The sequence below is a fragment of the Variovorax endophyticus genome (genome assembly GCF_025376855.1).
Taxonomy (GTDB): Bacteria; Pseudomonadota; Gammaproteobacteria; order Burkholderiales; family Burkholderiaceae_C; genus Variovorax.
In genome coordinates, this window is the sequence record NZ_JAHUTH010000001.1 from 200,125 (window position 1) to 224,930 (window position 24,806).

Genomic DNA, 24,806 nt, shown 5'->3' on the forward strand with positions numbered 1-24,806 from the left:
GGGTGGCGAATCGATGCTCTGGAGCGGAGACCAGCGATGGCACAGATCGGCAAGACGCCCGGCGACGACACCGGTTGCCCCGAGGCCTCCAGGCCCTGGGTGCTGGCCGCGGCCATCGTCGGCTCGAGCATGGCCTTCATCGACGGCACGGTCGTCAACGTCGCGCTGCCCGCGATCCAGGCCGACCTGCGCGCCACCGCCTTCCAGGCGCAGTGGGTGGTCGAGTCCTATGCCTTGCTGCTGGCCGCGCTGCTGCTGGTGGGCGGCGCGCTCGGCGACCATTTCGGGCGCCGCCGCGTGTTCGCGATCGGCGTCGCGATCTTCGCGTTCTCGTCGGTGGCCTGCGCGCTCGCGGCCAGCGTGCAGCAGCTGATCGCCGCGCGCGCGGTGCAGGGCCTCGGCGGCGCGATGCTGGTGCCGGGCAGCCTGGCGCTGATCAGCGCGGCCTTTCCCGAGAAGGCGCGCGGCAAGGCCATCGGCACCTGGTCGGGCTTCAGCGGCATCACGGGGGCCGTGGGGCCGGTGCTCGGCGGCTTCCTGGTCGATCATTTCTCGTGGACCTGGGCCTTCCTGATCAACGTGCCGATGGCGCTGCTGGTGCTGTGGATCTGCTGGCGCCACGTGCCCGAGAGCCGCGGCGCCTCGGCCCGCGGCGGCCTCGATCCCTGGGGCGCGCTGCTGGCCACGGCCGGGCTCGGCGGCATCGTCTATGCGTTCATCGAGGCGCCCACGCAGGGCTGGGCCTCGGCGGCCGTGCGCGCGGCGCTGGCGATCGGCATCGCGGGCAGCGTCGGCTTCGTCGCCATCGAGCGCCGCGTGCGCGCACCGATGCTGCCGCTCTCGCTGTTTCGCAGCGGCAACTTCAGCGGCGCCAACCTGCTCACCCTGCTGCTCTACGCGGCGCTCGGCGGCGGCCTCTATTTCTTCCCGCTCAACCTGATCCAGGTGCAGGGCTGGTCGGCCACGGCGGCCGGCGCGGCGCTCTTGCCCTTCATCCTCGTCATGTTCGCGCTCTCGGCCTGGGCCGGCCAGCTGGTCGACCGTTTCGGACCGCGGCTGCCGCTGGTGATCGGGCCCGCGATCGCGGCCGTGGGCTTCGGGCTGTTCGCGCTGCCCGGCGTCGGCGCGAGCTACTGGAGCGGCTTCCTGCCGGCCGTGGTGGTGCTGAGCCTGGGCATGGCGGTGACCGTGGCGCCGCTCACCACCACGGTGATGAATGCCGTCGGCCCCGACCTCGCGGGTGTGGCCTCGGGCGTGAACAACGCGGTCTCGCGCGCGGCCGCGGTGCTGGCCATCGCGGTGTTCGGCGCGGTCATGGCCTGGGCCTTCGACGCCGCGCTGGCCGAGCGGCTGCAGGCCGCGGGCGCCTCGGCGCAGGTGACGGCCTTCTTCGAAGGCGAGCGCGCCAGTCTCGCCGGCGCCGCCATGCCGCCGGGCGTGGACGCCGCCACGGCCGAGACCTTGCGGCGCGCGGTGGCCGAAGCCTTCGTGGCGGGATTTCGCTGGGTGATGCTGCTGAGCGCCGGGCTGGCGCTGCTCAGCGCCGTCAGTGCGTGGCGCATGATCGGCGGCAAGGCCGGCAACCGCCCCTGAACGCGGTGCCATGACACCTTTCGATGACAGGACGATGCATAGGCCTGCTCTATGCGACACCGAAGATTTTTGAATTGGATCGATGGCAAGCGCCAGTGATTTACTCCGCCCGAAGTTGCATTCGCCACGGCAGACACGGCGAGGCAGCGAGGGAATCATCCCCACGACCCCTGTGATGAGGAGACATCATGAAGTCATCGATCCGGGCACGCCTGGCTGGCCTGTTCCTGACGGCCGCGGCGCTCGCCGGCCCCGCCGCCGCGGCCTCGTTGGACGCGTTCGCGCCAACGCCCAATGCGGCCATCGCGGGCCACAACGTCGAGAACCTGGCGCAGTCCAGGCCCGAGATGTGCGCCGCGGCCTGCCTCGGGGCGCCGCGCGCGGCCTGGTGCGTGTCCTTCGACCACCACCGGGCCAACCAGAGCTGCGATCTCAGCGACAAGCGCGCCGAGGACGTGGGCGGCCTGAAGACCGACTACCCCGGCCATCCCTATGACCACTACAGCCTCAAGCCCGACCCGCTGAAGCCTTTCGTGCGAACGCCCGATGCGGCGATCAGCGGCCACAACACCGAGAGCCTGCAGTCGGTGACGCCCGGCGACTGCGCCAATGCGTGCACCGACGCGAGCCGGTCGACCTGGTGCCGTTCCTTCGACTACTACAAGGCCCAGCAGCGCTGCGACCTCAGCGACAAGCGCGCGAGCGACGTGGGCGGACTGAAGACGGACTATCCCGGCCATCCCTACGACCACTATTCGCTGATCGCGGGCGAAGGTATTCCCAACCCCGTGCCGGGCAACAGGCATGTGCTGCTGATCGGTATCGACGGCCTGCGCGGCGATGCGGTGCAGTGCGCGGGCTGCGTGGCGACGCCCGCGATGTCGGCATTGATCGCGGGCGGGGCCTTCCACGGCAACGTGCTGGCCGGCGGCACGAAGCAGGCGACGGTGAGCGGTCCCGGCTGGTCGTCGGTGTTCACGGGGTTCTGGGCCGACAAGCACGGCGTGACGTCCAACGACACCAGCCTGCCGCTGCGCAAGACGCACGTGTTCGACCGGATCAAGGAGGCCTGGCCGACGGCCACGACGGCAGTGGTGGGCGACTGGTTCAACATCACGCACAACCTGCGGCCCGCGAAGGCCGACTTCGTGGTCGCCAACGCGGCCAAGAATTCGCAGCAGGCCACGGACACGGTCAAGGGCTGGCTGAGCTGGAAGCATGCGCCGACGGCGATCTTCTACTACCTGCACAACGTGGACGTGCATGCACCGAGCTACGACCCGCTCAATGCCTTCTATCGGGGCAAGATCGCGGCCGAGGACCAGCAGATCGCGCAGGTGCTGGCGGCGCTGACGGCGCGGCCGAACTATGCGAACGAGGAGTGGCTCGTCGTGGTGACCTCGGACCATGGCGGCGTGGGCAGCGGCCATGGCGGACAGGCGGCCTCGGAGCGAGACACGCTGCTGATCCTCAACAACAACTACCTCAACCCGCTCAAGACCGCCTATTGCCAGGGCAACCTGAGCGCGGCGCCGTTGCTGCAGGTGGATGGCACGGCACCTCACATCCTGGACTTCATGGGCTTGCCCAACGACACCGAAGGCCGCAAGCACCCGGCCTGCGGCCGCTGAGGCGCGCATCGGGCGCGGGATCGCTCAGCGCGGCGGCGGATTCGACGGCCAGGCCGAGAGCAGGGCGTCGAGTTCGGTCCAGAGCGGATCGCACTGGCCGGCCCGGTAGGCGGCGGCCTTGAAGGTGGCGTGCTCGCCGCGGTAGGTCTCCCAGAGGTCGCGATGGCCATCGGCCACGCAGGCGCGCACGTTGGCCAGGCGGTCGGCGGCCTTCACGGTCAGCGCGAGTTCCTGCTCTCCCTTCACATGCGACATGGCGGCATAGGTACGGGCCTTGCGCTCCTTGCGGTTGGCACCGGGCGCGTCGCTCAGCAGCGCCACGCAACCCGCCACCAGGGTGCCGAAGCGTTCGGCGATGTCGGCCACGGTGGCGTCGGTGTCTTCCACCACGTCGTGCAGGAAACCCACGACCTGTGCCTGTTCCCCATAGGGCCGCAGCAGCGCGACCACTGCATCGAGGTGATGGACGTAGGGGTGCACGCCGTACTTCTGGTCGCCGTGCATCTGGATGGCATAGCTTCTCGCGGCGTCGGGGGAGGTCTCTGGGGTCATGCGGACAACCCTAGCGGGTCGTGTGTTCTGTGGCAATGGCGTGGGGGCCGTGTTGTCGTAGGTCGGGGGCGGGCTCACGCCGACGGGGTACTCCCCTCCGCGAATGTCCCCCGCCATCGGCTCCTCCTTGATTTCGCTGCGGGGAGTACCCCGTCGACGTGAGCCTGGGGCAGGGCGGGTGAACCGGCCCGCACAACTGCTGCGCCTCCGTGCACAGGGCAATGGGTGCTTCCCGCAGCGAAATCAAGGAGGAGGCCGAAGGCCGGGGGACATTCGCGGAGGGAAGTACCCGCTGTCCTGTGCACGCGTCCACAGCGCCGCAAAAAACCGCCGTTTACGAAGGAAAACACCTACCGAAACCACATTGCCGCCCGTCTTGTGTATCGATACAGTAAATCGTTCCACCAAACGGCACCAAACGGGCGTTCCGACCCACAGGAGACAAGCCATGACCTCGATTTCACGCCGCCGCTTCGTCCAGTCATCGTCGGCCCTGCCGCTAGCGATGGCGGCCGCCGGCACGGGATTCACGCCCTTCGTCGCCGCGCAGGACAAGACCGTCGCGCTGCGCCTGTCGTCCTCGCACGTCGCCGACCTCAACTCCTCGCACTTCGCGTGGAACCAGCTCATGCAGGTCAACCTCAAGGAGGCCGTCGGCGAGCGCATCCGCATCGACTACTTTCCCAACAACCAGCTCGGCAAGGAAAGCGACGTCGTGCAGCAGGTCAAGGTCGGCTCCATCGACATGATGCTCACCGGCTCCTCGATCTGGGCCACCGTCACGCCGCAGTTCGGCATGCTCGACCTCGGCTACCTGTTCGACAGCTACGAGCATGTCGCCAAGGCCCTCGACGGCGGCGTCGGTGCCAAGCTCAACGACATGCTCGTGAAGAGCACCGGCTGCCAGGTCATCACCTGGGGCCAGCACTACGGCGCGCGCAACGTCTACACCAAGCAGCCCGTGAAGTCGCTGGCCGAGGTGAAGAACGTCAAGCTGCGCGTGCTGCCCACGCCCGCCTTCATCGAGACCTTCAAGATCATGGGCGCCATCCCCACGCCCATCTCCTTCGGCGAGCTCTACATGGCCGCGCAGACCGGCGTCGTCGACGGCTTCGAGCACGATGCCGCCACCGTGCTCGCGAGCAAGCTCAACGAGGTCGTCAAGCACTGCTGGATGACCGAGCACCTGTTCAGCCCCATGGTCTGCATCGCCGGGCGCCGCGCCATGGACCGCATTCCGGCCGACCTGCGCCCGGCCTTCCTCAAGGCCGCGGCCGAGTCGACCGCGCAGCAACGCCAGATCGGCGCCGAGAAAGGGCAGGGCGCCATCGAGGAACTGAAGAAGCTGGGCCTGAGCTTCACGCCGATGGCGAAGAACGAGCGCGACCAGGTGCGCAAGGAGATGGAGGCCAGGCTCTGGTCGGCCTTCGCCAAACAGTATCCCGAGACCGGGCCGCTGTTCGCCGCCATCAACGCCGCCCGCGCCTGACCGGCATGTCCAGCGTCCTGCCTCCGATGGCTCCGGTCACGCCCGTTTTGCCGCCCGTGTCGCCGCTGCCGGCCGCGGGCCATGGCCACAATCCGCGCGCCCTGGGCTTCAGCACCGCCCACCCCGCGGGCCGCGGCCTCGCCTGGCTCACGCGCGCCATGGAGAACGTGGCGGGCGTCGTGCTCGCGATCGATGTTCTCATCGTCTTCGTCTCGGTCGTGTTCCGCTACTTCCTGCACGACCCCTTCGACTGGGCCGAGGAGGTCGCGCGCGCGCTGATGGTGATCCAGGTCTTCTTCGGTGCCGCCACCGTGCTCGCGCGCAGCCAGCACGTGGGCGTCGACCTGTTTCGCGGCCTGCTGCCCGCGCGCTGGCAGCCCGCGCTGATCCAGTTCGGCAACTGGATCGTGGTCGGCGTCTCGGCCAGCCTGCTCGTCTCCTCGTGGGAGCTGCTGCTCGACGCCTACAACATGACCACCCCGATCGGCCTGCCGCAGTGGATCTACGTCTACCCGGTGGTCATCGGCAGCCTGTTCATGACGCTCTTCGGCCTCGCCAATGCCGTCAACGGACCGGCACGGCGCGTGTGGAGCACCCTGGCCGTCGGCATCGCGCTCACCGCCGCCGTCGTGGGCTGGAACGCCTTCGTGCCCGGCCACGCCATCGCGCCCTGGATGCTGCTGACCGCCGGCTTCCTCGGCGGCCTGATGCTCGGCGTGCCGATCGCCTTCGTGCTCGCGCTCTCGTCGCTGGTGTTCTTCATGGCCGATCCCTCGCTGCCGATGCTGGTCTATTCGCAGCAGGTGATGGCCGGCACCGACCACTACGTGCTGCTCGCCATTCCCTTCTTCGTGCTGGCCGGCCTGCTGATGGAATCCAACGGCATGTCCTCGCGGCTGATCGAGCTGCTGCTGCGCATGTTCGGCCGCCTGCGCGGCGGCCTGGGCCTGATCACCATCACGGCCACCGCCTTCTTCTCGGGCGTTTCGGGCTCCAAGCTGGCCGACATCGCCGCGGTCGGCGGCATCATCATGCCGGCCGTGCGCAAAACGAAGCAGGACCCGAACGAGACCGCCGGCCTGCTGGCCTGCACCGCGGTGATGGCCGAGACCATCCCGCCGTGCATCAACATGATCATCATGGGCTTCGTCGCCAACATCTCGATCGCCGGGCTGTTCATGGCCGGCCTCGTGCCCGCCGTGGTGCTCGCGCTCTCGCTGGCCGCGGTCACCATCTACGTCGGCGCGCGCATCGACCCCGACCAGGCCTTCGACGTGCGCACGCCCATGTTCCGGCTGCTCGGCGGCGCGCTGGTCGCGCTGGTGATGGTGGCGATGATCGGCAAGGGCGTGACCTCGGGCGTCGCGACCTCGACCGAGGTCTCGTCCTTCGCCGTGGTCTACGCGCTGGTGGTGGGCTGGCTGGCCTTCCGCGAGCTCACCTGGTCGTCGGTGGCGCGCCTGTTCGTGCGCTCGGCCTCGATGGCGGGCAGCATCCTGTTCATCGTGGCGGCCGCCTCCAGCCTCTCGTTTGCGCTGACAATCCAGCAGATCCCGCAGTACCTGTCGTCGTTCATGATCGAGTTCGCGCACGCATGGGGCAGCACCATGTTCGTGATGCTCTCGGTGCTGATCATGATCGTGTTCGGCGCCATCCTCGAGGGCGCGCCCGCGCTCATCATCTTCGGGCCGTTGCTGACACCGATCGCGGCGCAGTTGGGCGTCAATCCGCTGCACTTCGGCACCGTGATGGTCATCGCCATGGGCTTCGGCCTGTTCGCGCCGCCGGTGGGCCTGGGCCTGTTCGCCACCTGCGCCATCACCGGCACCCAGGTGAAGGACGTGGCGCGGCCGATGATGAAATACCTCGCGGTGCTGTTCGTCACCCTGGTGCTGCTGGTGCTGGTGCCGGCCTTCTCGGTCTGGCTGCCGACGCGCATGGGGCTGTGACGAGGCACGACCGCAGGACCGCGATGAACCCGAAAGGACCCCGAAAACCGTGAGCAGAATCAGCGATGTCGCCCAGCGCGCGGGCGTTTCGACCAGCACCGTGTCGAACGTGTTGAATGGCCGCGTGGACCGCATGGCGGCCGCCACCCTCGAGCGGGTGCAGGACGCCATCCGCGAACTCAAGTACCGGCCCAACACCTCGGCGCGGCAGCTCAAGACCGGCCACACGCCGCTGATCGGCCTGCTGGTGCCCTCGATGGCCAACCCGATGTATGGCTTCATCGCGCGCGAGGTCGAGGCGCTGGCGCAGGAGCGCTACGGCTTTCGCATCATGATCGGCAACACCTACCGCGAGAAGGAACGCGAGGCGCGCTTCTTCGAGGACCTGATGGCGCACGGCGTGCGCGGCGTGATCATCATCTCCTCGCTGATCGACGAGCAGCATGTCGAGGCCGCGGCCGAGCGCGGCCTGGTGGTGGTGAGCTACGACCGGCGCGCCACGCCCGGCGAGGCCTCGGTGATCGACCACGTCACGGTCGACAGCTTCGAGTCCTCGCGCATCGCCACCGCGCACCTGATCGAACGGGGCCACCGGCGGCTGGCTTTCGTCACGCCATCGGGGCGCACCATGAGCCGCAACGAGAAGATCCAGGGCTTTCTCGCGGCCGCGCGCGCAGCCGGCCTCGAGAGCAGCGCGCGCGTGGTCGAAGGGCTGCCGGTCGACGAGTACGGCGACTCGATGATGAGCGAGCTGGGCCGCACCCAGGCCAGCCAGCTCGCGCAATTGCCCGAGCGGCCCACCGGCGTGGTCGGCGTCAACGACCTGCTGGCCTACGGCCTGATGGCGGGCTTTCGCGATGCCGGGCTCGCGGTGCCCGACGACGTGTCGGTGGTCGGCATCGACAACGTGTTCCTCTCCACCCTGATGTACCCCGCGATGACCTCGGTGCGCGTGCCGGTGCCCGAGATGGCGCAGGTGATGGTCGAGCGCGTGATGAGCCGCCTGGCCGACGGCGCGCTGCCCGCGGGCGAGTTCCTGTTCGCGCCCACGCTGGTGGCGCGCGACTCGGTGGCGCCGCCGCGCGGCTGAGGCCGCCTTTTTCTTTTCTTCCTGCCTTGTCCATGACCACGGTTTTCGTCAGCCATCCCCAGAGCAAGCTCGCCCACTACTTCGGCGAGCGCGCCAGCAACGAGCTGCGCGCCTTCGCGCAGGTGCGCTTCAATCCCGAGGACCGCGATCTCTCGTCGCACGAGATCGCCGAGCTGGCGCGCGACTGCGACGCCATCGTCTCCTACCGCCAGACCGTGGGCGACGAGGCGCTGTTCGCCGCGCTGCCGAAGCTGCAGGCCTTCGTGCGCTGCGCCATCGACATCCGCAACATCGACCTCGCCGCCGCGAGCCGCCACGGCGTGCTCGTGACGCAGGCCAGCGCGGGCTTCATCGCCTCGGTGTCCGAATGGATCGTGGGCGCGATGATCGACCTCGCGCGCGGCATCAGCACCTCGACCGCGCTCTACCACGCGGGCCTGCCGGTGCCGCCCGCCATGGGCCGCGAGCTGCGCGGCGCCACGCTCGGCGTGATCGGCTACGGGCAAATCTCACGCTACCTCTGCACCGTCGCGCAGGCGCTCGGCATGCGCGTGGTGGTGCACGATCCCTTCGCGGTGGTGGCGCAGCCCGGCATCGCGCAGGCCGGCTTCGACGAGCTGCTCGCGCAATCGGACTTCGTGGTCTGCCTCGCGGCGGCCACCGAAGACACCGAGAACCTCATGAACGCCGCGGCCTTCGCGGCGATGCAACCGGGCGCCTTCTTCATCAATGCCGCGCGCGGCAACCTGGTCGACGAGGATGCGCTGGTCGCGGCACTCGATGCCGGCACGATCGCGGGCTGCGCGCTCGACGTGGGCCGCGCGCCCGACCAGATGCCGTCGCCCGCCGTGGCGCGCCATCCGCGCGCGATCGCCACGCCGCACATCGGCGGCCTCACGCCGCCCGCGGTCGAGCACCAGGCGATGGAAACCGTGTCGCAGCTGGCCGAGATCTTCCAGGGCCGGGTGCCGAAGGGCGCGGTGAATGCCACCGAGGCCCATCGCTGGCGCCAGGCCTTCGGCGTGCCGGCCTGATCCCTTTCCCCATCCACCGAGAGCCTCCATGGAACCGACCCGGAACGCGCGCTATGCAGGCGCCTGCGACTGCCACGTCCACATCTACGAAGACCGCTTCCCGCTGATTCCGAACGTCGCCTGGGTGCCGCCGCATTCGCCGGTGTCGGCCTACCGCGAGCAGGTGCAGCAGCCGCTGGGCATCGAGCGCGCGGTGGTGGTGCAGCCCACGGGCTACGGCTTCGACAACCGCTGCACCCTCGATGCGCTGGCGCAGTTCGGCGAGGCGGCGCGCGGCATCGCGCTCTTGGCGCCCGATGCGCCCGACGCCGAGATCGCGCGCCTGCATGCGGGCGGCATGCGCGGCGTGCGCTACATGATGATCGGCGGCGTGCTGGGCTGGGAGTCGCTGCCGGGCATGGCCGCGCGCATGGCCGATGCCGACTGGATGATCAACCTGCAGCTCGACGGCCGCACCATGCCCGAGCACGAGGAGGTGCTCAGGAAGCTGCCGTGCCGGCTGGTGCTCGACCACAACGGCAAGTTCCTCGAGCCGGTGGCGCCCAGCCATCCCTCGTTCCAGTCGCTGCTGCGCGTGATCGACGCGGGCCGCGTGTGGATCAAGCTCTCGGCGCCCTACGAGACCTCGAAGAGCGGCGCGCCCGGCTACGACGACGTGAGCCTGCTCGCGCGCACGCTGGCCGAGACCTTTCCCGAGCGCTGCCTGTGGGCCAGCAACTGGCCGCACCCGGGACGCGATCCGCGCCCCGAGAGCGCGCCGCTGTACGACCTGCTGTTCTCGTGGGCCGCGAGCGAGGACACGCGCCGGCGCATCCTGGTCGACAACCCGGCCGCGCTCTACGGCTTCGCGGCCTGAGCCTCGCGCGTTCGGCTACAGCGGTGAGGACACCGGCGCGGCCGGCAGCACGACACCGCCAGTCACCGCGCTGTAGTCGAGCAGGCCCGCGGGCTGCTGCTGGCCGACGCCGGGCTTGGCGAAGTCGCAGACACCGTCGGGGAAGACGGCACGCAGCCGGCCGAGCTGCGCATCGCTCAGGGTCGAGGGCGCATAGTCGGCCGCGGCGATCGGCTTCAGCTGGCACTTGAGGATGTTCTCGGTGCGCGCGCCGCCCGCGACCTGGCGCGGCGAGGCACGCAGCACCAGGCCCGGATCGGCGTCGCAAACGGCAGGGTCCGTGACCTTGGTGGTCTGCGTCGCATCGCTCGACAGGTAGCAGAAGTCGAACACCGAGCGCGGCCTGGCCGCGACCACCTGCTGCTGGGTCCGCGCATCGTTCACGAAGGCCTTGGGCGCGCTGGTGTTCAGTGCGCTGAGCCAGGCGTCCATGCCGAGGAAGGAGTCGAGCGTCATCGACGCCGAGGCCGCCAGCCCCGGGCCGAAGCGCCAGATGACCTGGTTGCCATGGCCGCCGGCGTCCGCGTCGATGCGGTCGCGCTGCGAGAAGCTGCGCCAGGTGTGGTGGATGCCGGTCTCGTCGCGGCCGCGCGCATCGATGATCGGCAGCTTCGAGAAGTTCAGGCCGCTGCCCACGTTGCCCGAGCGGTAGGCGATGGGCAGCGCGGCCGCGTCGGCCACCGAGCGGGCCGGCGAGCGTTCGTTGTCGGCATCGAGCCCGCCGATCTTCTCGTTGAGCACGACGAACTCCTCGGGCGTGATCGCGGCCGAGCGCAGCGCCTTCAGGCCGTACTGGATGCCGGTGTTGTCGTACGTGAGGTTGGCGCGGCGCGTGCCCGGCGCCGTGCCCCAGACGGGGATCGCGGCATCGACGTCGGTGCAGCGCACGCCGGCGGGATTGGTCTTCGCGTCGTAGACCAGCGCGGCGGGCAGGCCGCAGTTGTTCCTCGGCGCGCCGAAGGGCGCCATGTTGCCGTCGGCGTCGATCACGGCCTGGATCACGTAGTTGCCGGGCTTGAAGAAGGGGCCGAAGGCGTTGTTCCACGAATGGCAGCCGAGCTGGTCCTGGTGGCCGTTGATCGCGGCCTTGCGTGCGTTGACCTGCGCGGGGGACATGCCGGCGACGAGTGCCTTCCACGCGGGCGAGGCGTAGTAGTTCACCAGCAGCACGCAGTCCTCGACCTCGGTCGCCGTGGTCGTGGTGTCGCTGTAGTCGCACTGCACCTGGATGCCGTCGAGCAGGCCCGGGTAGATCGAGGCGGTGGTGTTCTGCATGATCGAGCCGCCCGAGCAGCCGTTGCCCATGGTGTATTTGATCTCGCCATAGGTATCGACGATGTGCTCCTTCATCATCATCACCGTCTCGGTGTGCTGCACGTGGTTGGCGTTGTAGGCCGAGTCGGTCAGGCCGTTGGCCACCACCATCATCCCGCGCGACAGCGCCGCGTCGTCGGCCCAGTTCTGCGAGCTGCGGAACTGCAGGCGCGGCTGGCCGGTGCTGGCGCCGAAGGAATAGACGACCTTGCCGCTCCACTGGGGCTGCGGGTCGGCGGGGTTCCAGGCGCGCGTCGGGTCGATCAGCACCGCGATGTCGTAGATGCCGCGGTTGATCGTTCCGCGCTCGATCTGGACGATGTACGGCACCGATTCGGCCAGGCCGTCGGGCCGGGTCTTCGCGACCTTGGCGAGCGGCGTGCTCGCCGCGTCGTAGGGCTGGAAGCAGGAGTTCGCGGGCGTGGAGGCGGGCGTTCCGGGGGCCGAGGGCGAGGGGTCGGGCAGCACGAAGGAACAGCCGCCGTCGCCCGCCGCGACCGAGACGGGCGTCAGGGTCCGGTAGAACAGGCGCCGTTGCGTCGCGATCGCGCATTGCGCGTCGGTCGCGCTGCCGGCCAGGCCGCTGGCATTGGTCGCGGGCGTGGTGGCGTCGCCGGGCGTGGCGGCGGGCGTCGCGCAAACGTAGGGCAGGGACTGGACGCCCGAGAACACAGGGCCTTGCGCCGGATGGTTGGTGACGACCAGCGCCGCCGCAGCGAAGGAGCTGTCGGTGGCGGCCACCGTCAGCTTGTTGGTGCCGATCGCGAGGCCGCTCACCAGGCCGAGGATGCGCCCCTGGCCGTTGGGCTTGAAGGCACCGGAGACATCGGTGCCGCCGAGGCTGACCTTTAGGCTCGACCGGTTCGCGGACGGCGGCAGCACCACCTCCACGAGCGCCGATCCGCCGCTGACCATGTCGGCGCGCGTCGACAGCACCTTGAGGCTTGCGGCCGCGGGGGCGGTCGTTCCGCCGCCCGCTGGCGGCAGGGGAAGGAAGGCGCTGCTGCTTCCGCCGCCGCCGCATCCCGCGGCCAGCAGCACGAAGGCCGCGGCGATCCATGGCGCCACGGTCCGGCTTTGTCTCGATGTCATCCGTTGTTTTCCTTGTCGATGCGGCACGCGTCGAAGACCCACCGGAGTCCTCCAGCCGCGTGCCGCCGCCAGCTTAGGCAGCGCGGCTTCGCGCGGCGATCAGACTATTCCGAGCCGGGGTAGGTGTTTGCCCAAGGGCGCGCCAGGACTCGGGCTCAATGGATCAGGCCGTTGCGCACCGCGTACAGCACGAGCTCGGCCGTGCTCGCCACGCCGAGCTTCTCGAGCAGGTTCGCGCGGTGGGTGCTGACGGTCTTCACGCTGATCAGCATCTCCTCGCCGATGTGGGTCAGCGACATGCCCTTGAGCAGCATCAGCATGATCTGGTGCTCGCGCATCGTGAGCCGGTGGTGGGGCGGGCGCGTGTCGAGGCCGACGGCCTGCTCGTGCAACTGGGAGGCGATGCGGTGGCCCACGTACTGCCCGCCGGCGGCCACCTGGCGGATGGCGCCCATGAGCTCCGCGGGCTCGGCGTCCTTGGCGACATAGCCGTTGGCGCCTTCGCGGATCGCCACCAGCGCGTACTGCGTCTCCGGATACATCGAGAGCACCAGCACCGGCAGCCGCGGCCACTTGATGCGGATCGAGGCCAGCAGGTCGAGGCCGCTGCGGCCCTCGAGGTTGATGTCCAGCAGCACCAGGCTGAAGCGGCCCTGCTGCAGCTGTTCGAGCGCCTGGCCGACGTTGCTGGCCTGGCCGGCCACGCGGATGTCGCTTTCGTCGAGCATCAGCCGCTGCAGGCCCGAGCGGAAGATGGCGTGGTCGTCCACGATCAGCAGGTCGATCATGGGCTGTCTCCCTTTGCTAGAGGAGGGGAGCGCGCAGCTCCAGCCGCGTGCCCTGGCCGGGCGCTGCGTCGATGCGCAGCGTGCCGTCGATCTCGTGCGCGCGCTCGCTCATGCCGAGCAGGCCGAGCGCGGGGCCGGCCACCGTCGCGGGGTCGAAGCCCTGGCCGTCGTCGTGCATGGCGAGCACGAGCTCGTCGCCGGCGGGCTCCAGCGCGACCTCGAGCAGCATGGCCTGCGAATGGCGCGCCACGTTGGTCAGCGCCTCGCTGAAGATGCGGTAGACGGCGAGGGCGCGACGGGGCGACAGGCGCGCCGAGATCTCCTGCGCCTGGACCCGGTGCGCGATGCCATGGCGGCGCGAGAACTCCTGCAGGTCGCGCCGGACGGCGACCGACAGGTCGAGGTGGTCGAGCGCGCTCGGGCGCAGGGCCTCGGACATGCTGCGCACCGCGTCGATGGTCTGCTGCGTCAGCCCCAGGATCCCCTGGACCAGCGCGCGCGTCTCCTCGCCCTCGCTGCGCTTGAGCACGCGCGATGCGTCCATCTTGATCGAGGTGAGCATGCCGCCGAGCACGTCGTGCATGTCGCGCGCGAAGCTCTGGCGCTGTTCCTCGAGCGTGCGTGCCGTGTGGGCGGCGAGGTCGCGCAGGCGTTGCTGCGAGGTGCGCAGCTCCTGCTCGTTGCGCAACTGCTGGGTGACATCGACACCGACGCCCATGACGGCCGGGCGGCCGCCGAACATCATGCGCGTGCCGTGCACCTCGATGTAGATGGTGCGGCCGTCGCGATGCAGCCCGCGCGTGATGAAGCGCAGGCTGGGCGGATTGCTGTCCAGCCGCAGGTGGTAGCGCCGGAGCACCTCGGGCAGGAAGTCGGGCGGGACGAAGCGATCGAGGTGGGCGCCGATCATCTCCTGCGGCGTGTAGCCGACCAGCGCGGCCCAGGTGGCGTTGGCATAGGCGAAGCATTCGTCCTGCAGCACGTAGATGCCGGCCAGCGACTGCTCGACGATCGCATGGAACGGGATGTCGGGCAGTGAGGGGTCCTGCGCCATGGCCTGCTTCAGTCCAACGGTGGCGGCTCAACGCGGCGCGACATTGCCGTCCAGCGTGTAGGCCTTGAAGAAGTCCCAGGTGATGCGCGAGGCGTCGGGGCCCTGGGGATCGCTGAACAGCATGCCGGGCTTGCCGCCGCTCCAGGCGTGGTTCATGCCGTCGATGGTGTACATCTGGACCAGTATCTTCGTCTTGTCGGCGCTCAGGTAGCTTTCTTTGCGGTAGGCATGCTTGTCCGCCGTGCCGGCGATCGATTCGGTGCTGCTGGGCAGATTGCGCTTGAAGCCGTCGTCGTAGGACACCTGGCCCGCCGGGCTCTGGAACGGCACGGAATCGTTGTCCCTGGCATCGTCGGCGATGTCGTCGAGCTGCACGAACTGCTGCGCGACCTGCTTGCCGTTCTTCGGATTGACGACGGCATCCGCCGTGCCGTGGAAGACCAGCAGGGGCATCAGGCGCGCGCGCCTGCCGCCGCACTCCCAGGCATCCTGGCCGCGCACGTCGGGGTCGGCGCTGCTGCCGGTCAGCAGGGTCTCGAGGCCGTGCAGCGGATCGGTGGCGGCCTTGTACATGCCGCCCGAATGGACCGCCGCGGCGGCGAACACCTCGGGGTAGCAGGCCGCCATGGTCGCGGTCATGGCGCCGCCGGCCGAGATGCCCGCGACGTAGACGCGGTTGCGGTCCACGACACGCGAATAGGTGTTCATCGCCTCCTGCAGGATCGCCTGGATCGCGCCCGGCTCGCCGGAGTCGCGCGCCTGGTTCTCGGGCTGGTAGAAGTTCCAGCACCGCATCGGGTTGCGCAGGATCGGCTGCCGCGGATAGACGACGATGAAGCCTTCGCGGTCCGCCAGCTCGTTCATGCGGCTGACCTCGGCCATGTTCTCGGGGTCCGAGGTGCAGCCGTGCAGCAGCAGCATCACGGGCAGCTTGCGGCCCGCGAGCAGGCTGGCGTCGTAGCCCGAGGGCAGCCACACCTTGTAGGCGTAGGTGTTCAGCAGGAAGGGCCAGCCGGCGATGTAGAGGCCGTCCTTCCATTGGCCGGCGGCCGCGGGTCCCGCGAAGCCGAGCGATGCGATCAGAAGGGGCAGCGCCAGCAGCAGGCGGATGAATTGCCGGGTCCGGTTCGACGACATGGGGGCCTCCTTGGATGTTGTGGATCGCGTGCCTCGCGCAGCACGCCGCCTATTGGAGGCGGGCGGCCCCGGTGGCGGCCATCGGAAGTTTCTGATTGCGCCCCGGGGTTATCCCGTCCGGAAAGCCCGCGATAATCCGCGCTCCCCGCCTTCCCTTGAACCGCCTCAGGTCAGCCACGCCGCGTCGAAGCCAACCTGCCTCCTGGACTTCGACCCACCCTTGCCGGTGCCGGCGCGCCCGTGTTCGAACGCTATTACCGCGAACTGCTGAACTTCCTGTCCCGCAAGGTGCCGGACCGCGCCACCGCGGCCGACCTCGCCCAGGAGAGCTATGCGCGCGTCTACGAGGCGCAGCGCGCGGGCAGCGTGGTGCGCGATCCGCGCGCGCTGCTCTACCGGGTCGCGCGCAACCTGGTCACCGACCATCACCGGCGCAGCAGCGTGCGCGCCGGGCTGGCGGACGCCGCGACCGAGGACGGCCTGGGCGAGCCCGACGACTGCATGGGCCCCGCGAGCTTCGAGCCCGACGCGGCGCTGGCCTCGAGCCAGGGGCTGGCCGCGATGATCGCCGCCATCGACGGCCTGCCGCCGCGCTGCCGCGAGGCCTTCGTGCTCTACAAGTTCGACGGGCTCTCGTATGCCGAGGTCGCCGAGCGCATGGGCATCTCGGTGCGCACGGTCGAGATGCAGCTGCGCATCGCGATGGCCGCCTGCTGGGACTGCCTGGAGCGCGACGGGAAATGAACGCAGCCACGATGAACCGAAGAGAGACCGCGTCCTACAGGGTTGGCGCCCGCTCGTGCGTCTCCATCCCCAGGGACGCCCTCGCCACATGACTTCGACGCCACCACCGGAAGACGCATCGCGCCTGCGAGAGCAGGTGCTCGACTGGTTCGTGCGCCGCCAGCGCGAGGGCTGGAGCGCCGGCGAGGAGCGCGAGTTCCAGGCTTGGCTGGTGGCCGATCCGCGCCGCGGCGAGGCCTGGCGTGCCTGGGAATCGCGCTGGCGGGCCGTCGACGCGATCCCGGCCGCGACCGTGGCCGGCTGGCGCGAAGGCTTCGCGGGCCGCGCGGCCGCGCCCACGCGGCGCGGCTTCATGAAGCCGGCGCTGGCGCTGGCGGCCACCGGCATGGCCGTCGGCGCCGGCTACCTGGGCTGGCGCGAACTGCAGGCGCAGCCGGTGTTCGTGCAGGCCTTCGCCACCCGGCGCGGCCAGCAGCTCGAACTGCCGCTGCCCGACGGCACGCGGCTGCGGCTCGACACCGCGACCCGGATCGAGGTGCAGCTGTTCCGCGACCGGCGCGAGGTGCGGCTGCTCGAGGGACAGGCGGTGTTCGCCGTGCAGTCCGATGCGCAGCGGCCGTTCTCGGTGCTGGCCGGGCCGCTCGAGGTGCGCGTGGTCGGCACCCGTTTCGCCGTGCGCCACACGCCGGGGATCGACGGCGCGGACGGCACGCGGGTGTCGGTGGAGGAGGGCCGGGTGCGGGTGGCGCGGCGCCACCGTACCGGGGACGGTGCCTGGGCCGCGCCCTCGGCCGCGAGCCTGCGCGAGGCGGTCTTCCTGGTCGCCGGCCAGCAGCTCGAGAGCGATGCCCAGGGCCTGCTCGGCACGGTGGCGGCGGTGCCGGCCGAGGGCATCGCGCCCTGGCGCGAGCACCGGCTGAGCTTCGTCGACACGCCGCTGGCGCGCGCGCTGGCCGAGCTCGAGCGCTACGGCAGCACCGGCCTGGTGGTGAACGATCCGGCCGTGGCGGCGCTGCGGCTGACCGGCACCTTCGATCCGCGCGATCCGCGCACCCTGCGCCGCGCGCTGCCGAGCGCCTTGCCGGTGCGGCTGAAAGACGCGGGCGCGGTCACCGAGCTGGTCGCCGCGCACTGAGACAAGCGCGGGCCCAAAAAAATTTTCGGCGGGGCTACGGTATTTCCCGCCCATCGTGCGTCAACCCAGATGAGAACCATTTGTATTCGAAATCTGGAAACGTAGATGAACTGCTTGACATCGAAGCCGGCACCGCTGGCCCTGGCCCTGGCGCTCGCGCTGTCCCACCTGACCGCATCGGCCCAGGCGCTGCCGGCCGACCCGGTGCCGATCCGCATCGCGGCCCAGCCGCTGGCCCAGGCGCTCAACGACTGGGCGCGCCAGACCGGCGTGCAGCTCGTGGTGCAGCAGAGCCTGGTGGCGGGCAAGACCGCGCCGGCGGTCTCGGGCCGGCTCGCACCGCGCCAGGCGCTCGACCAGCTGCTGGCCGGCAGCGGCCTTGCGGCCAGCGTGGAGGGCAACGCCGTGGTCATCCGCACGCTGGTGCCGGGCGCTTCCAACGCGTCGTTGCCGGCGGTCACCGTGCAGGCCGAGGGCGAGCAGAGCGCCACCAGCCGCGTGCAGGGCTACGTGGCCCGGCGCAGCGCCACCGGCACCAAGACCGACACGCCGATCATCGAGACGCCGCAGTCGATCTCGGTGATCACGGCCGACCGCATCGAGGCCATGGGCGCCGCCAACCTCAAGGACGCGCTGGGCTACACGCCGGGCGTGTCGACCACCACCTACGGCGCCGACTCGCGCTACGACTGGATCTCGCTGCGCGGCTTCGATGCCTATTCGCCGGGCTTCTACCTCGACGGCCTGCCGCTGCGCAACAACAGCACCTGGGGCGTGTGGCGCACCGAGAACTACGGCGCCGAGCGCATCGAGCTGCTGCGCGGACCCTCGTCGGTGCTCTATGGCATGAGCGGGCCCGGCGGGGTGGTGAACGTGGTCAGCAAGCGCCCGACGGCGGAGCCGGTGCACGAGCTGCAACTGCAGCTGGGCGACCACGCCCGCAAGCAGGTGGCGGGCGATTTCTCGGGCGCCCTGGATGCCGACGGCAAGCTGCTCTATCGCATCACCGGGCTGCTGCGCGATGCGCAACTGCCGGCGGCCAGGGAGGCCGACGACCGCAGCTACATCGCACCCTCGCTGACCTGGAAGCCGTCGAGCGACACCACGCTCACGCTGCTGTCCCAGTTCACGCGCACGCGCAGCGGTGTCTACACGCGCGCGCGGCCACAGGTCGGCTCGCTCGATCCGACGGCGATCGGCAGCTTCATTCCCTCGAGGCTGTTCGTCGGCGAACCCGGCTTCGACCGTTTCGACCAGGACCAGGAAATGGTCGGATACCAGTTCGAGCACCGGATCGACGACACCTGGACGGTGCGGCAGAACGCACGCTATGCGCACCAGAAGCTCGACTACACGGGAACGCAGTTGCGCGGCTTCAATGCGCTGAACCCCGAGGTGCCGAACGATCCGGTCAACTTCCAGCAGATGGCGCGCAGCGTGTTCGGCAGCCGCGAGAACATCGCCGCCGTGGCGCTCGACAACCAGGCGCAGGCCGACTTCCGCACGGGCGATGCGCAGCACAAGGTGCTGGTCGGGCTCGATTACCAGCGCACCCGGATCGACCAGGTCACCTTCAGCGGTGGCAGCGCGTCGCCGCTGAACATCCATGCGCCGGTGTACGGCGGGCCGATCGAATTGCCCGCGCCGTATTTCGACGGCATCACCCGGCTGACGCAGACCGGCCTGTACCTGCAGGACCAGGTCAAGTGGGGCGAGCGCTGGTCGCTGACCGTGGGCGGTCGCTACGACACGGCCGACAGCACGGTCTTCAGCCGCCTCGACGGCTCGACCCAGCGCATCCGCGACCACAAGTTCACCAGCCGCGCCGGCCTGGTCTACCTGCATCCGAGCGGCTGGGCGCCGTACCTGAGCTACTCGGAGTCGTTCGCGCCGACCGCCACCATCGACCCGGTCTCGGGCGACCCCTTCAAGCCAGAGAGCGGCAAGCAGTTCGAGGCCGGCGTGCGCTACCAGCCCATGGGCGGCAAGGCGATGTACAGCGCGGCCGTCTTCGACCTGCGGCGCAAGAACTACATCAGCTTCGACGGCGATGCCAAGCCCAGGCAGACGGGCGAGATCTCGGTGCGCGGCCTGGAGCTCGAGGCCACGGCCGAGGTCGCGCCGCGCATGAACCTCACGGCCTCCTACAGCTACACGCCGCGCGCCGTCGTCACGGCCAGCAGCAATCCGGACGAGATCGGCAAGCAGGCCACGGCCGTGCCGCGCCACCGGTTCTCGGTCTGGGCCGACTACCGCTTTTCCAACGGCCTGAAGGTCGGACTCGGGGCGCGCTACACCGGCACCAACCACGGCGACGGCGAAGCCACGCGACCGAGCAAGGTCCCCGCATCCACGGTGCTCGACGCCATGCTCGGCTACGACATCGATCGCTGGACCCTGGCGCTGAACCTGCGCAACCTCACCAACAAGACCTACATCGCCAACTGCGGCTACGGCAACTGCTACTACGGCTATCCGCGCACCGCGACGGCCACGGCCACCTACCGCTGGTAGGCCTCAGGAGCGCGGCATCAGCTCGTAGAAGTCGAAGCCGTTGCTGCGTCCGCCGAGGCAGCCGGCCAGCGTGTCCTCGACCTTGCGCCACAGCGCGAGCCGGTTGCGCCACTTGCGCACGCTGTGGCCCTCGTCGGGAAAGCTCAGGAAGTCCACCGGCCGGCCGAGCCGGCGCAGCTCGGCCACCACGTCGTCCGAATCCTGGCGCAGCACGCGCACGTCGTTGGCGCCGTGGATCACCAGCAGCGGCACCTCGATGCGCTCGAGCTGCGACACCGGCGAATCGCGCAGCATGCGCGCGCGTTCCTCGGGCTGGTTCACGTCGCCGAAAAAGCGTGCGAAGTAGTGGCGGTTGCGCCAGAACGGCGGCCAGTTCTCGATCACGCGCGGCCAGTTGGCCACGCCGACGATGTCGATGCCGCAGCGGTAGTCGTGCGGCTTGCGGATCAGCTGCGCGAGCACCGAGAAGCCGCCGAAGCTGGCGCCGAGCACCGCCATGCGCCGCGGATCGGCCACGCCCTGGTCGATGGCCCATTGCGCGGCCTCGGCGATGTCCTGCTGCAGCCGGCCGCTGGTCTGGCCCGCGCCGGCCAGCATGAAGGCGCGGCCGTAGCCGCCCGAGCCGCGGTAGTTGACCTGCAGCACCGCATAGCCGCGGTTGGCGAGCATCTGCACGGTGTTGAAGCCCGCGGGTTGCCAGTGGTCGCGGATCCAGGGGCCGCCGTGGATGTAGACCACCAGCGGCACCGGGCCGCGCACGCCGCGCGGGCGCGCCAGGTAGCCGTGGATGCGCAGGCCGTCCGAGGCTTCGAAGGAGAAGGGCTCGCTCGGCGAGAAGAAGCGCTCGGCGTGCTCGCTCGGCGGCGGGGCGAGCCGCGTCAGGGCGTGGCTGTCGCGGTCGAGCAGCAGCTCGATGCCGCCGGTCTCGGTGACGGCGCGCAGCACCATGCGCCGCTGGCCGAGCGCGCTGCTCTGCGGGCGCGCGACCACGGGATCGGCGGCGAGCCAGCCGCGTTCGCGTGCGAGCTTCATGGCGGCGGCCACCTCCGCGTCGAGCGTGGCATCGAGGTAGCGGATGCGCGGGCGGCCGGGCTCGGAGGTCCAGGCCTGCGGCGCGCCCTCGTTCGGCGGGAAGTAGACGGCCCCGAGGTCGACCTGGTCGTCCTCGGCCAGCACCTTCTCGGCGCCGGTGGCCAGGTCGGCCTCGACCAGCACCAGCTTGTCGCGCCCGATGTTGCCGAGCGCCCAGAGCCGGCCGCCTTCGCGATCGATGCGCAGCGGCGCGTAGGCATCGAAGGCCTCGATGGTCTTGAACGGGCGCCAGCTGCCGTCGGCCTGGCGCAGCTCCATCAGCAGGTCGGAGCCGTCGACGCTGCCGAGCTGGCGCATGCGCGCGGCCAGCTCGCGCCGGGTGTCGATGTACCAGGCGACCACGCGGCTGCCGGGCTCGCCGCGCGCCACCTCGCGCACGCTGCGGGTGCGCGGGTCGGCCTCGAACAGGTCGAGGCTGGTGCGGTCGTTGCGGTTGCTCGCGAAGAAGAAGTTCGGGCTGCCGGGCGCGCCGCCGATGACGCCGGTCGAGCGCACGCCGGGCCAGGGCGTGACGGCCCAGGGTCTGGCCTCGGGCGACTGGCTGTCGAGCACGAAGATCTGCGTGTTCTCGTCGCCGCTCGCGTCCTTGAGGTAGGCGATGTGGCGGCTGTCGGGCAGCCAGGCGTAGGCGGCCCCGCTCGCCAGCGTGCCGGTGGCGAAGCTGCGCGTGCTGGCCGACTGCACCGTGGCCGCGTCGGCGCTGTCGCGCACGGCCAGGCCCACGTCGGTGCCGACGGTCTGCACCCACAGCAGCTTGCGGCCGTCGGGCGACAGCACATGGCCGCCGACCGTGTCGACATTGGCGACGAAGCGGCGCATCGGCACCAGCGGCGGCAGCGTCCGGTCCTGGCTGGCCCGGGCCAGCGCCGGATGGGTGGGCGCGGTGGCGCAGGCGGACAGCAGCAGCGCGCCGGCGGCGCAGGCCAGGGCGAGCAGGGCGGTGGGGCGAAAGTCGCGGCGCATGGTTCCGGTTCCTGGAGACGGTGGCCGGCGATTGTGCGAAGCCCGACCTTGGGCGAAGCCAAAGATGGCGCGCCCTGTCTTTGGCTGGGCCGAAGGTCGGCGCGCGCACAATCGCCGCGTGCATATCCTGCTGATCGAAGACGACCTCGACCTGGGCCGCGCGCTGCAGGCCGCGCTCAAGGTGGACGGCCTCACGAGCGAATGGCTGCGTCGCGCCCGCGACGCGCCGCGCGTGCCCGACGCGGCCGTGTTCGACTGCGTGCTGCTCGACCTCTCGCTGCCCGACGGCAACGGCTTCGAACTGCTGGCGCGCTGGCGCGGCGCGGGCGGCACGGTGCCGGTGATCGTGATCACCGCGCGCTCGGCGGTCGAGGACCGGCTGGCCGGCCTCGATGGCGGCGCCGACGACTTCGTCATCAAGCCCTTCGCCACCGCCGAGCTGATCTCGCGCATCCGCGCGGTGCTGCGGCGCTCGGCGCGCCAGGCCAGCGAGGTCTGGACGCTGGGACCGCTGTCGATCGCGCCGCGGCGCCACCAGGCCACGCTCGCGGGCAGCGCGCTCGAGCTGTCGCCGCGCGAATTCAGGCTGCTGCTCGAACTGGCGCGCGAGCCCGGCGCGGTGGTCGCCAAGGGCGTGCTCGCGCAGCGGCTGGAACCGCTGGGCGAGCCGCTGGACTTCGCGGCGGTCGAGGTCCACGTGTCGAACCTGCGGCGCAAGATCGGCGCCACGCGCGTGCACACGGTGCGCGGCGTGGGCTACATGTTGACGCCATGAACCGTCTGTCGTTCGCATGGCCCGGCCCCAGCATCGGCCGGCGCGTGCTGGCCGCGATGCTGATCGCCTTCGTCGGCGTCTGGCTGATGCTGCTGGCCTATTTCTACGTCGAGTTCCGCCAGGCGCTCGCGGTCGACCAGGGGCTGAAGAAGCTGGGCCGCGCGATGAGCGCCTCGCTGCGCGAAGTCGACAGCGACGCGCAGGCGGTGGGCGTGATGCGTTCGACCGCGACCCAGTTCAGGACCCTGCGCATCAGCGGCAATCCGGGCGGCAGCGTGTGGATGGAACTGCGCCGGCGCGACGATGGCGCGGTGCTCTACCGCTCGGCCTCGCTCGGCGATCGGGTGCTCGACGCGCCGGCGCCGCAGGTGATCGAACGCGATTTCGACGGCGTCTCGTACTGGGTCCACGGCAGCGAGGCCGGCCGCTGGCGGCTGCAGCTCGCCGAGCCGCGCATCACGGGCTGGTGGGTGCTCGAGCGCAACGCCACGCGCCTGCTGCCCTACCTGCTGCTGGCCTTCCCGATCGTGCTGCTGCCGGTGTGGCTGGCGGTGCGGCTCGGGCTGCGGCCGCTGCAGCGATTGGCCGACCTCATCGCGCGGCGCGGCAGCAGCGACCTGTCGCCGATCGGCTACGACCCGCCCCAGGCCGAGCTCAAGCCGCTGACCTCGGCGCTCGAGCGCATGCTGCGCCAGCTGCGCGACAAGCTCACGCAGGAGCGCGCCTTCGTGCACGACGCGGCGCACGAGCTGCGCACGCCGATGGCGGTGATCGCCGCGCAGGCCCATGCGCTGGCGGGCGCGGCCGATGCCGCCGAGCGCGAGCGCGCGCAGCTGCATCTGGAGCAGGCGATCGCGCGCGCTTCGCATCTCACGCAGCAGTTGCTCGACCTGGCACTGCTCGACGATGCGCAGCCTTCGGCCCCGAAGCGCGTCGACGTGGCGCAGTTCGCGCGCGGGCTGCTCGCGCAGGCGGCGCCGCAGGCCATGGCGCGCGGCATCGAGCTGGCGCTCGAGGCGCCCGACAGCCTGCGGGCCGAGGTCGACGTGCCGGCGCTGCAGTCGGTGCTCGAGAACCTGCTGCACAACGCGATCCGCCATGTGCCCGACGGCGCACAGGTGGCGATGACGCTGCGTGTGGAAGACGGCCGCCTCGCGCTGCTGGTGGCCGACGACGGGCCCGGCATTCCCGCGGCCGAGCGCGAGCGGGTGTTCGAGCGCTTCCACCGCGGCGAGGGCGCGCACGAGACGCCGGGCTCGGGCCTGGGCCTCGCGATCGTGAAACAGGCGGTGCACCGCATGGGTGGCGAGGTGGCCATCGTCGACGGCCTGGCGCCGGGGCGCGGCGTGGGTTTCAGCGTCCGGCTGCCGCTTGCGGGCCGCACGAACACTTACGGCTGAAGGGCATCGCCCGGGTTGACAGCAGCCGCGCGCAGCTTCGATACTGAACTTGCAGGTTCATCAATCAAGCTCCAAGGAGATACCCATGCAAAGAATCGTTCCCTGCCTCTGGTTCGACGGCAATGGCGAGGAGGCATTGAAGTTCTACAGCGCGATCTTCCCGAACTCGCGCGTGACCGACACCCTGCTGTGGGGCGACGTCAACCCGGCCAAGAAGGGCTCGCTGCTCACCGCCACCTTCGAGCTCGACGGCCAGGCGTTCATGGTGCTCAACGGCGGCCCCGAGTACAAGTTCACCCCGGCCATCTCGATGTACGTGAGGTGCGAGACCCAGGCCGAGGTCGACCACTACTGGGACAAGCTGCTCGAGGGCGGCGGCCAGCCGGTGCAGTGCGGCTGGCTCACCGACCGCTTCGGCGTCTCGTGGCAGGTCGCGCCCGACGCGATCATCCGGATGTTCCAGGACAAGGATCCGGCCAAGGCCAAGCGCGCGATGGAGGCGATGATGAAGATGGTCAAGCTCGACATCGCCACCGTGAAGAAGGCCTTCGACGGCGCTTGATCG

The 24,806-nt window shown here is 70.3% G+C and carries 19 protein-coding genes; 13 read left to right on the forward strand and 6 right to left on the reverse strand.

The annotated features are described in order from the left end of the window. Positions 1 to 36: 36 nt before the first annotated feature. On the forward strand, positions 37 to 1,593 hold the full coding sequence (locus KV106_RS00850; protein ID WP_261205699.1) for an MFS transporter: 1,557 nt from the start codon (positions 37 to 39) through the stop codon (positions 1,591 to 1,593). Between the two features lie 188 nt (positions 1,594 to 1,781). Continuing rightward, a complete protein-coding gene (locus KV106_RS00855; RefSeq protein WP_261205700.1) occupies positions 1,782 to 3,224 on the forward strand; it encodes a PAN domain-containing protein in 1,443 nt (480 codons plus the stop codon). A 24-nt stretch (positions 3,225 to 3,248) separates the two neighbouring features. On the opposite strand, the gene KV106_RS00860 is transcribed toward KV106_RS00855, so the two are convergent. After that, positions 3,249 to 3,776, reverse strand: a complete 528-nt coding sequence (locus tag KV106_RS00860) for an HD domain-containing protein (protein WP_261205701.1) — start codon at positions 3,774 to 3,776, stop codon at positions 3,249 to 3,251. A 448-nt stretch (positions 3,777 to 4,224) separates the two neighbouring features. Here KV106_RS00860 and KV106_RS00865 point away from each other — a divergent pair, with 448 nt between their 5' ends. From KV106_RS00865 to KV106_RS00885, 5 genes are all read left to right on the forward strand, one after another. Continuing rightward, positions 4,225 to 5,265, forward strand: a complete 1,041-nt coding sequence (locus KV106_RS00865; protein ID WP_261205702.1) for a TRAP transporter substrate-binding protein — start codon at positions 4,225 to 4,227, stop codon at positions 5,263 to 5,265. 158 nt (positions 5,266 to 5,423) lie between these two features. Then, on the forward strand, positions 5,424 to 7,214 hold the full coding sequence (locus KV106_RS00870) for a TRAP transporter large permease (RefSeq protein ID WP_261205965.1): 1,791 nt from the start codon (positions 5,424 to 5,426) through the stop codon (positions 7,212 to 7,214). Positions 7,215 to 7,263: 49 nt separating this feature from the next. Next, positions 7,264 to 8,304 (forward strand): LacI family DNA-binding transcriptional regulator, encoded by a 1,041-nt coding sequence (locus tag KV106_RS00875; protein ID WP_057590284.1) that lies wholly within the window; start codon positions 7,264 to 7,266, stop codon positions 8,302 to 8,304. 32 nt (positions 8,305 to 8,336) lie between these two features. Further along, positions 8,337 to 9,338: a hydroxyacid dehydrogenase gene (locus tag KV106_RS00880; RefSeq protein ID WP_261205703.1), complete on the forward strand. Its 1,002-nt coding sequence runs from the start codon at positions 8,337 to 8,339 to the stop codon at positions 9,336 to 9,338. Between the two features lie 28 nt (positions 9,339 to 9,366). Beyond that, positions 9,367 to 10,194 (forward strand): amidohydrolase family protein, encoded by an 828-nt coding sequence (locus KV106_RS00885; RefSeq protein ID WP_261205704.1) that lies wholly within the window; start codon positions 9,367 to 9,369, stop codon positions 10,192 to 10,194. A 15-nt stretch (positions 10,195 to 10,209) separates the two neighbouring features. On the opposite strand, the gene KV106_RS00890 is transcribed toward KV106_RS00885, so the two are convergent. From KV106_RS00890 to KV106_RS00905, 4 genes are all read right to left on the reverse strand, one after another. Continuing rightward, a complete protein-coding gene (locus KV106_RS00890; protein WP_261205705.1) occupies positions 10,210 to 12,639 on the reverse strand; it encodes a DUF6351 family protein in 2,430 nt (809 codons plus the stop codon). Between the two features lie 155 nt (positions 12,640 to 12,794). Beyond that, positions 12,795 to 13,427 carry a response regulator gene (locus KV106_RS00895; protein WP_261205706.1) on the reverse strand — a complete coding sequence of 211 codons (633 nt, stop codon included), beginning with the start codon at positions 13,425 to 13,427 and terminating at the stop codon, positions 12,795 to 12,797. Positions 13,428 to 13,443: 16 nt separating this feature from the next. Further along, on the reverse strand, positions 13,444 to 14,481 hold the full coding sequence (locus KV106_RS00900; RefSeq protein ID WP_057590279.1) for a PAS domain-containing sensor histidine kinase: 1,038 nt from the start codon (positions 14,479 to 14,481) through the stop codon (positions 13,444 to 13,446). Between the two features lie 27 nt (positions 14,482 to 14,508). Further along, positions 14,509 to 15,618, reverse strand: coding sequence for an extracellular catalytic domain type 1 short-chain-length polyhydroxyalkanoate depolymerase (locus KV106_RS00905; protein WP_261205709.1), 1,110 nt, complete (start codon positions 15,616 to 15,618; stop codon positions 14,509 to 14,511). A 240-nt stretch (positions 15,619 to 15,858) separates the two neighbouring features. On the opposite strand from KV106_RS00905, the gene KV106_RS00910 reads away from it, so the two are divergent. From KV106_RS00910 to KV106_RS00920, 3 genes are all read left to right on the forward strand, one after another. Next, the gene (locus KV106_RS00910) at positions 15,859 to 16,362 is read left to right on the forward strand and encodes an RNA polymerase sigma factor (RefSeq protein WP_057590277.1); all 504 of its coding nucleotides are present in this window, start codon (positions 15,859 to 15,861) and stop codon (positions 16,360 to 16,362) included. 88 nt (positions 16,363 to 16,450) lie between these two features. Then, complete coding sequence (locus tag KV106_RS00915; RefSeq protein WP_261205710.1) at positions 16,451 to 17,497, forward strand: FecR family protein; 1,047 nt, start codon at positions 16,451 to 16,453, stop codon at positions 17,495 to 17,497. A 105-nt stretch (positions 17,498 to 17,602) separates the two neighbouring features. Continuing rightward, entirely contained in the window at positions 17,603 to 20,011 is a 2,409-nt protein-coding gene (locus tag KV106_RS00920; RefSeq protein ID WP_261205711.1) for a TonB-dependent siderophore receptor, read from the forward strand. A gap of 3 nt (positions 20,012 to 20,014) precedes the next feature. Here KV106_RS00920 and KV106_RS00925 read toward each other — a convergent pair whose 3' ends face one another. Further along, positions 20,015 to 22,066: a S9 family peptidase gene (locus tag KV106_RS00925; protein WP_261205712.1), complete on the reverse strand. Its 2,052-nt coding sequence runs from the start codon at positions 22,064 to 22,066 to the stop codon at positions 20,015 to 20,017. Positions 22,067 to 22,184: 118 nt separating this feature from the next. On the opposite strand from KV106_RS00925, the gene KV106_RS00930 reads away from it, so the two are divergent. From KV106_RS00930 to KV106_RS00940, 3 genes are all read left to right on the forward strand, one after another. Further along, a complete protein-coding gene (locus KV106_RS00930) occupies positions 22,185 to 22,841 on the forward strand; it encodes a response regulator (protein ID WP_261205713.1) in 657 nt (218 codons plus the stop codon). After that, complete coding sequence (locus KV106_RS00935) at positions 22,838 to 24,241, forward strand: sensor histidine kinase (protein WP_261205714.1); 1,404 nt, start codon at positions 22,838 to 22,840, stop codon at positions 24,239 to 24,241. The genes KV106_RS00930 and KV106_RS00935 overlap by 4 nt, the downstream gene beginning before the upstream one ends. Before the next feature lie 85 nt (positions 24,242 to 24,326). Beyond that, a complete protein-coding gene (locus KV106_RS00940) occupies positions 24,327 to 24,803 on the forward strand; it encodes a VOC family protein (protein ID WP_057590272.1) in 477 nt (158 codons plus the stop codon). The last annotated feature ends 3 nt before the right edge of the window (positions 24,804 to 24,806 follow it).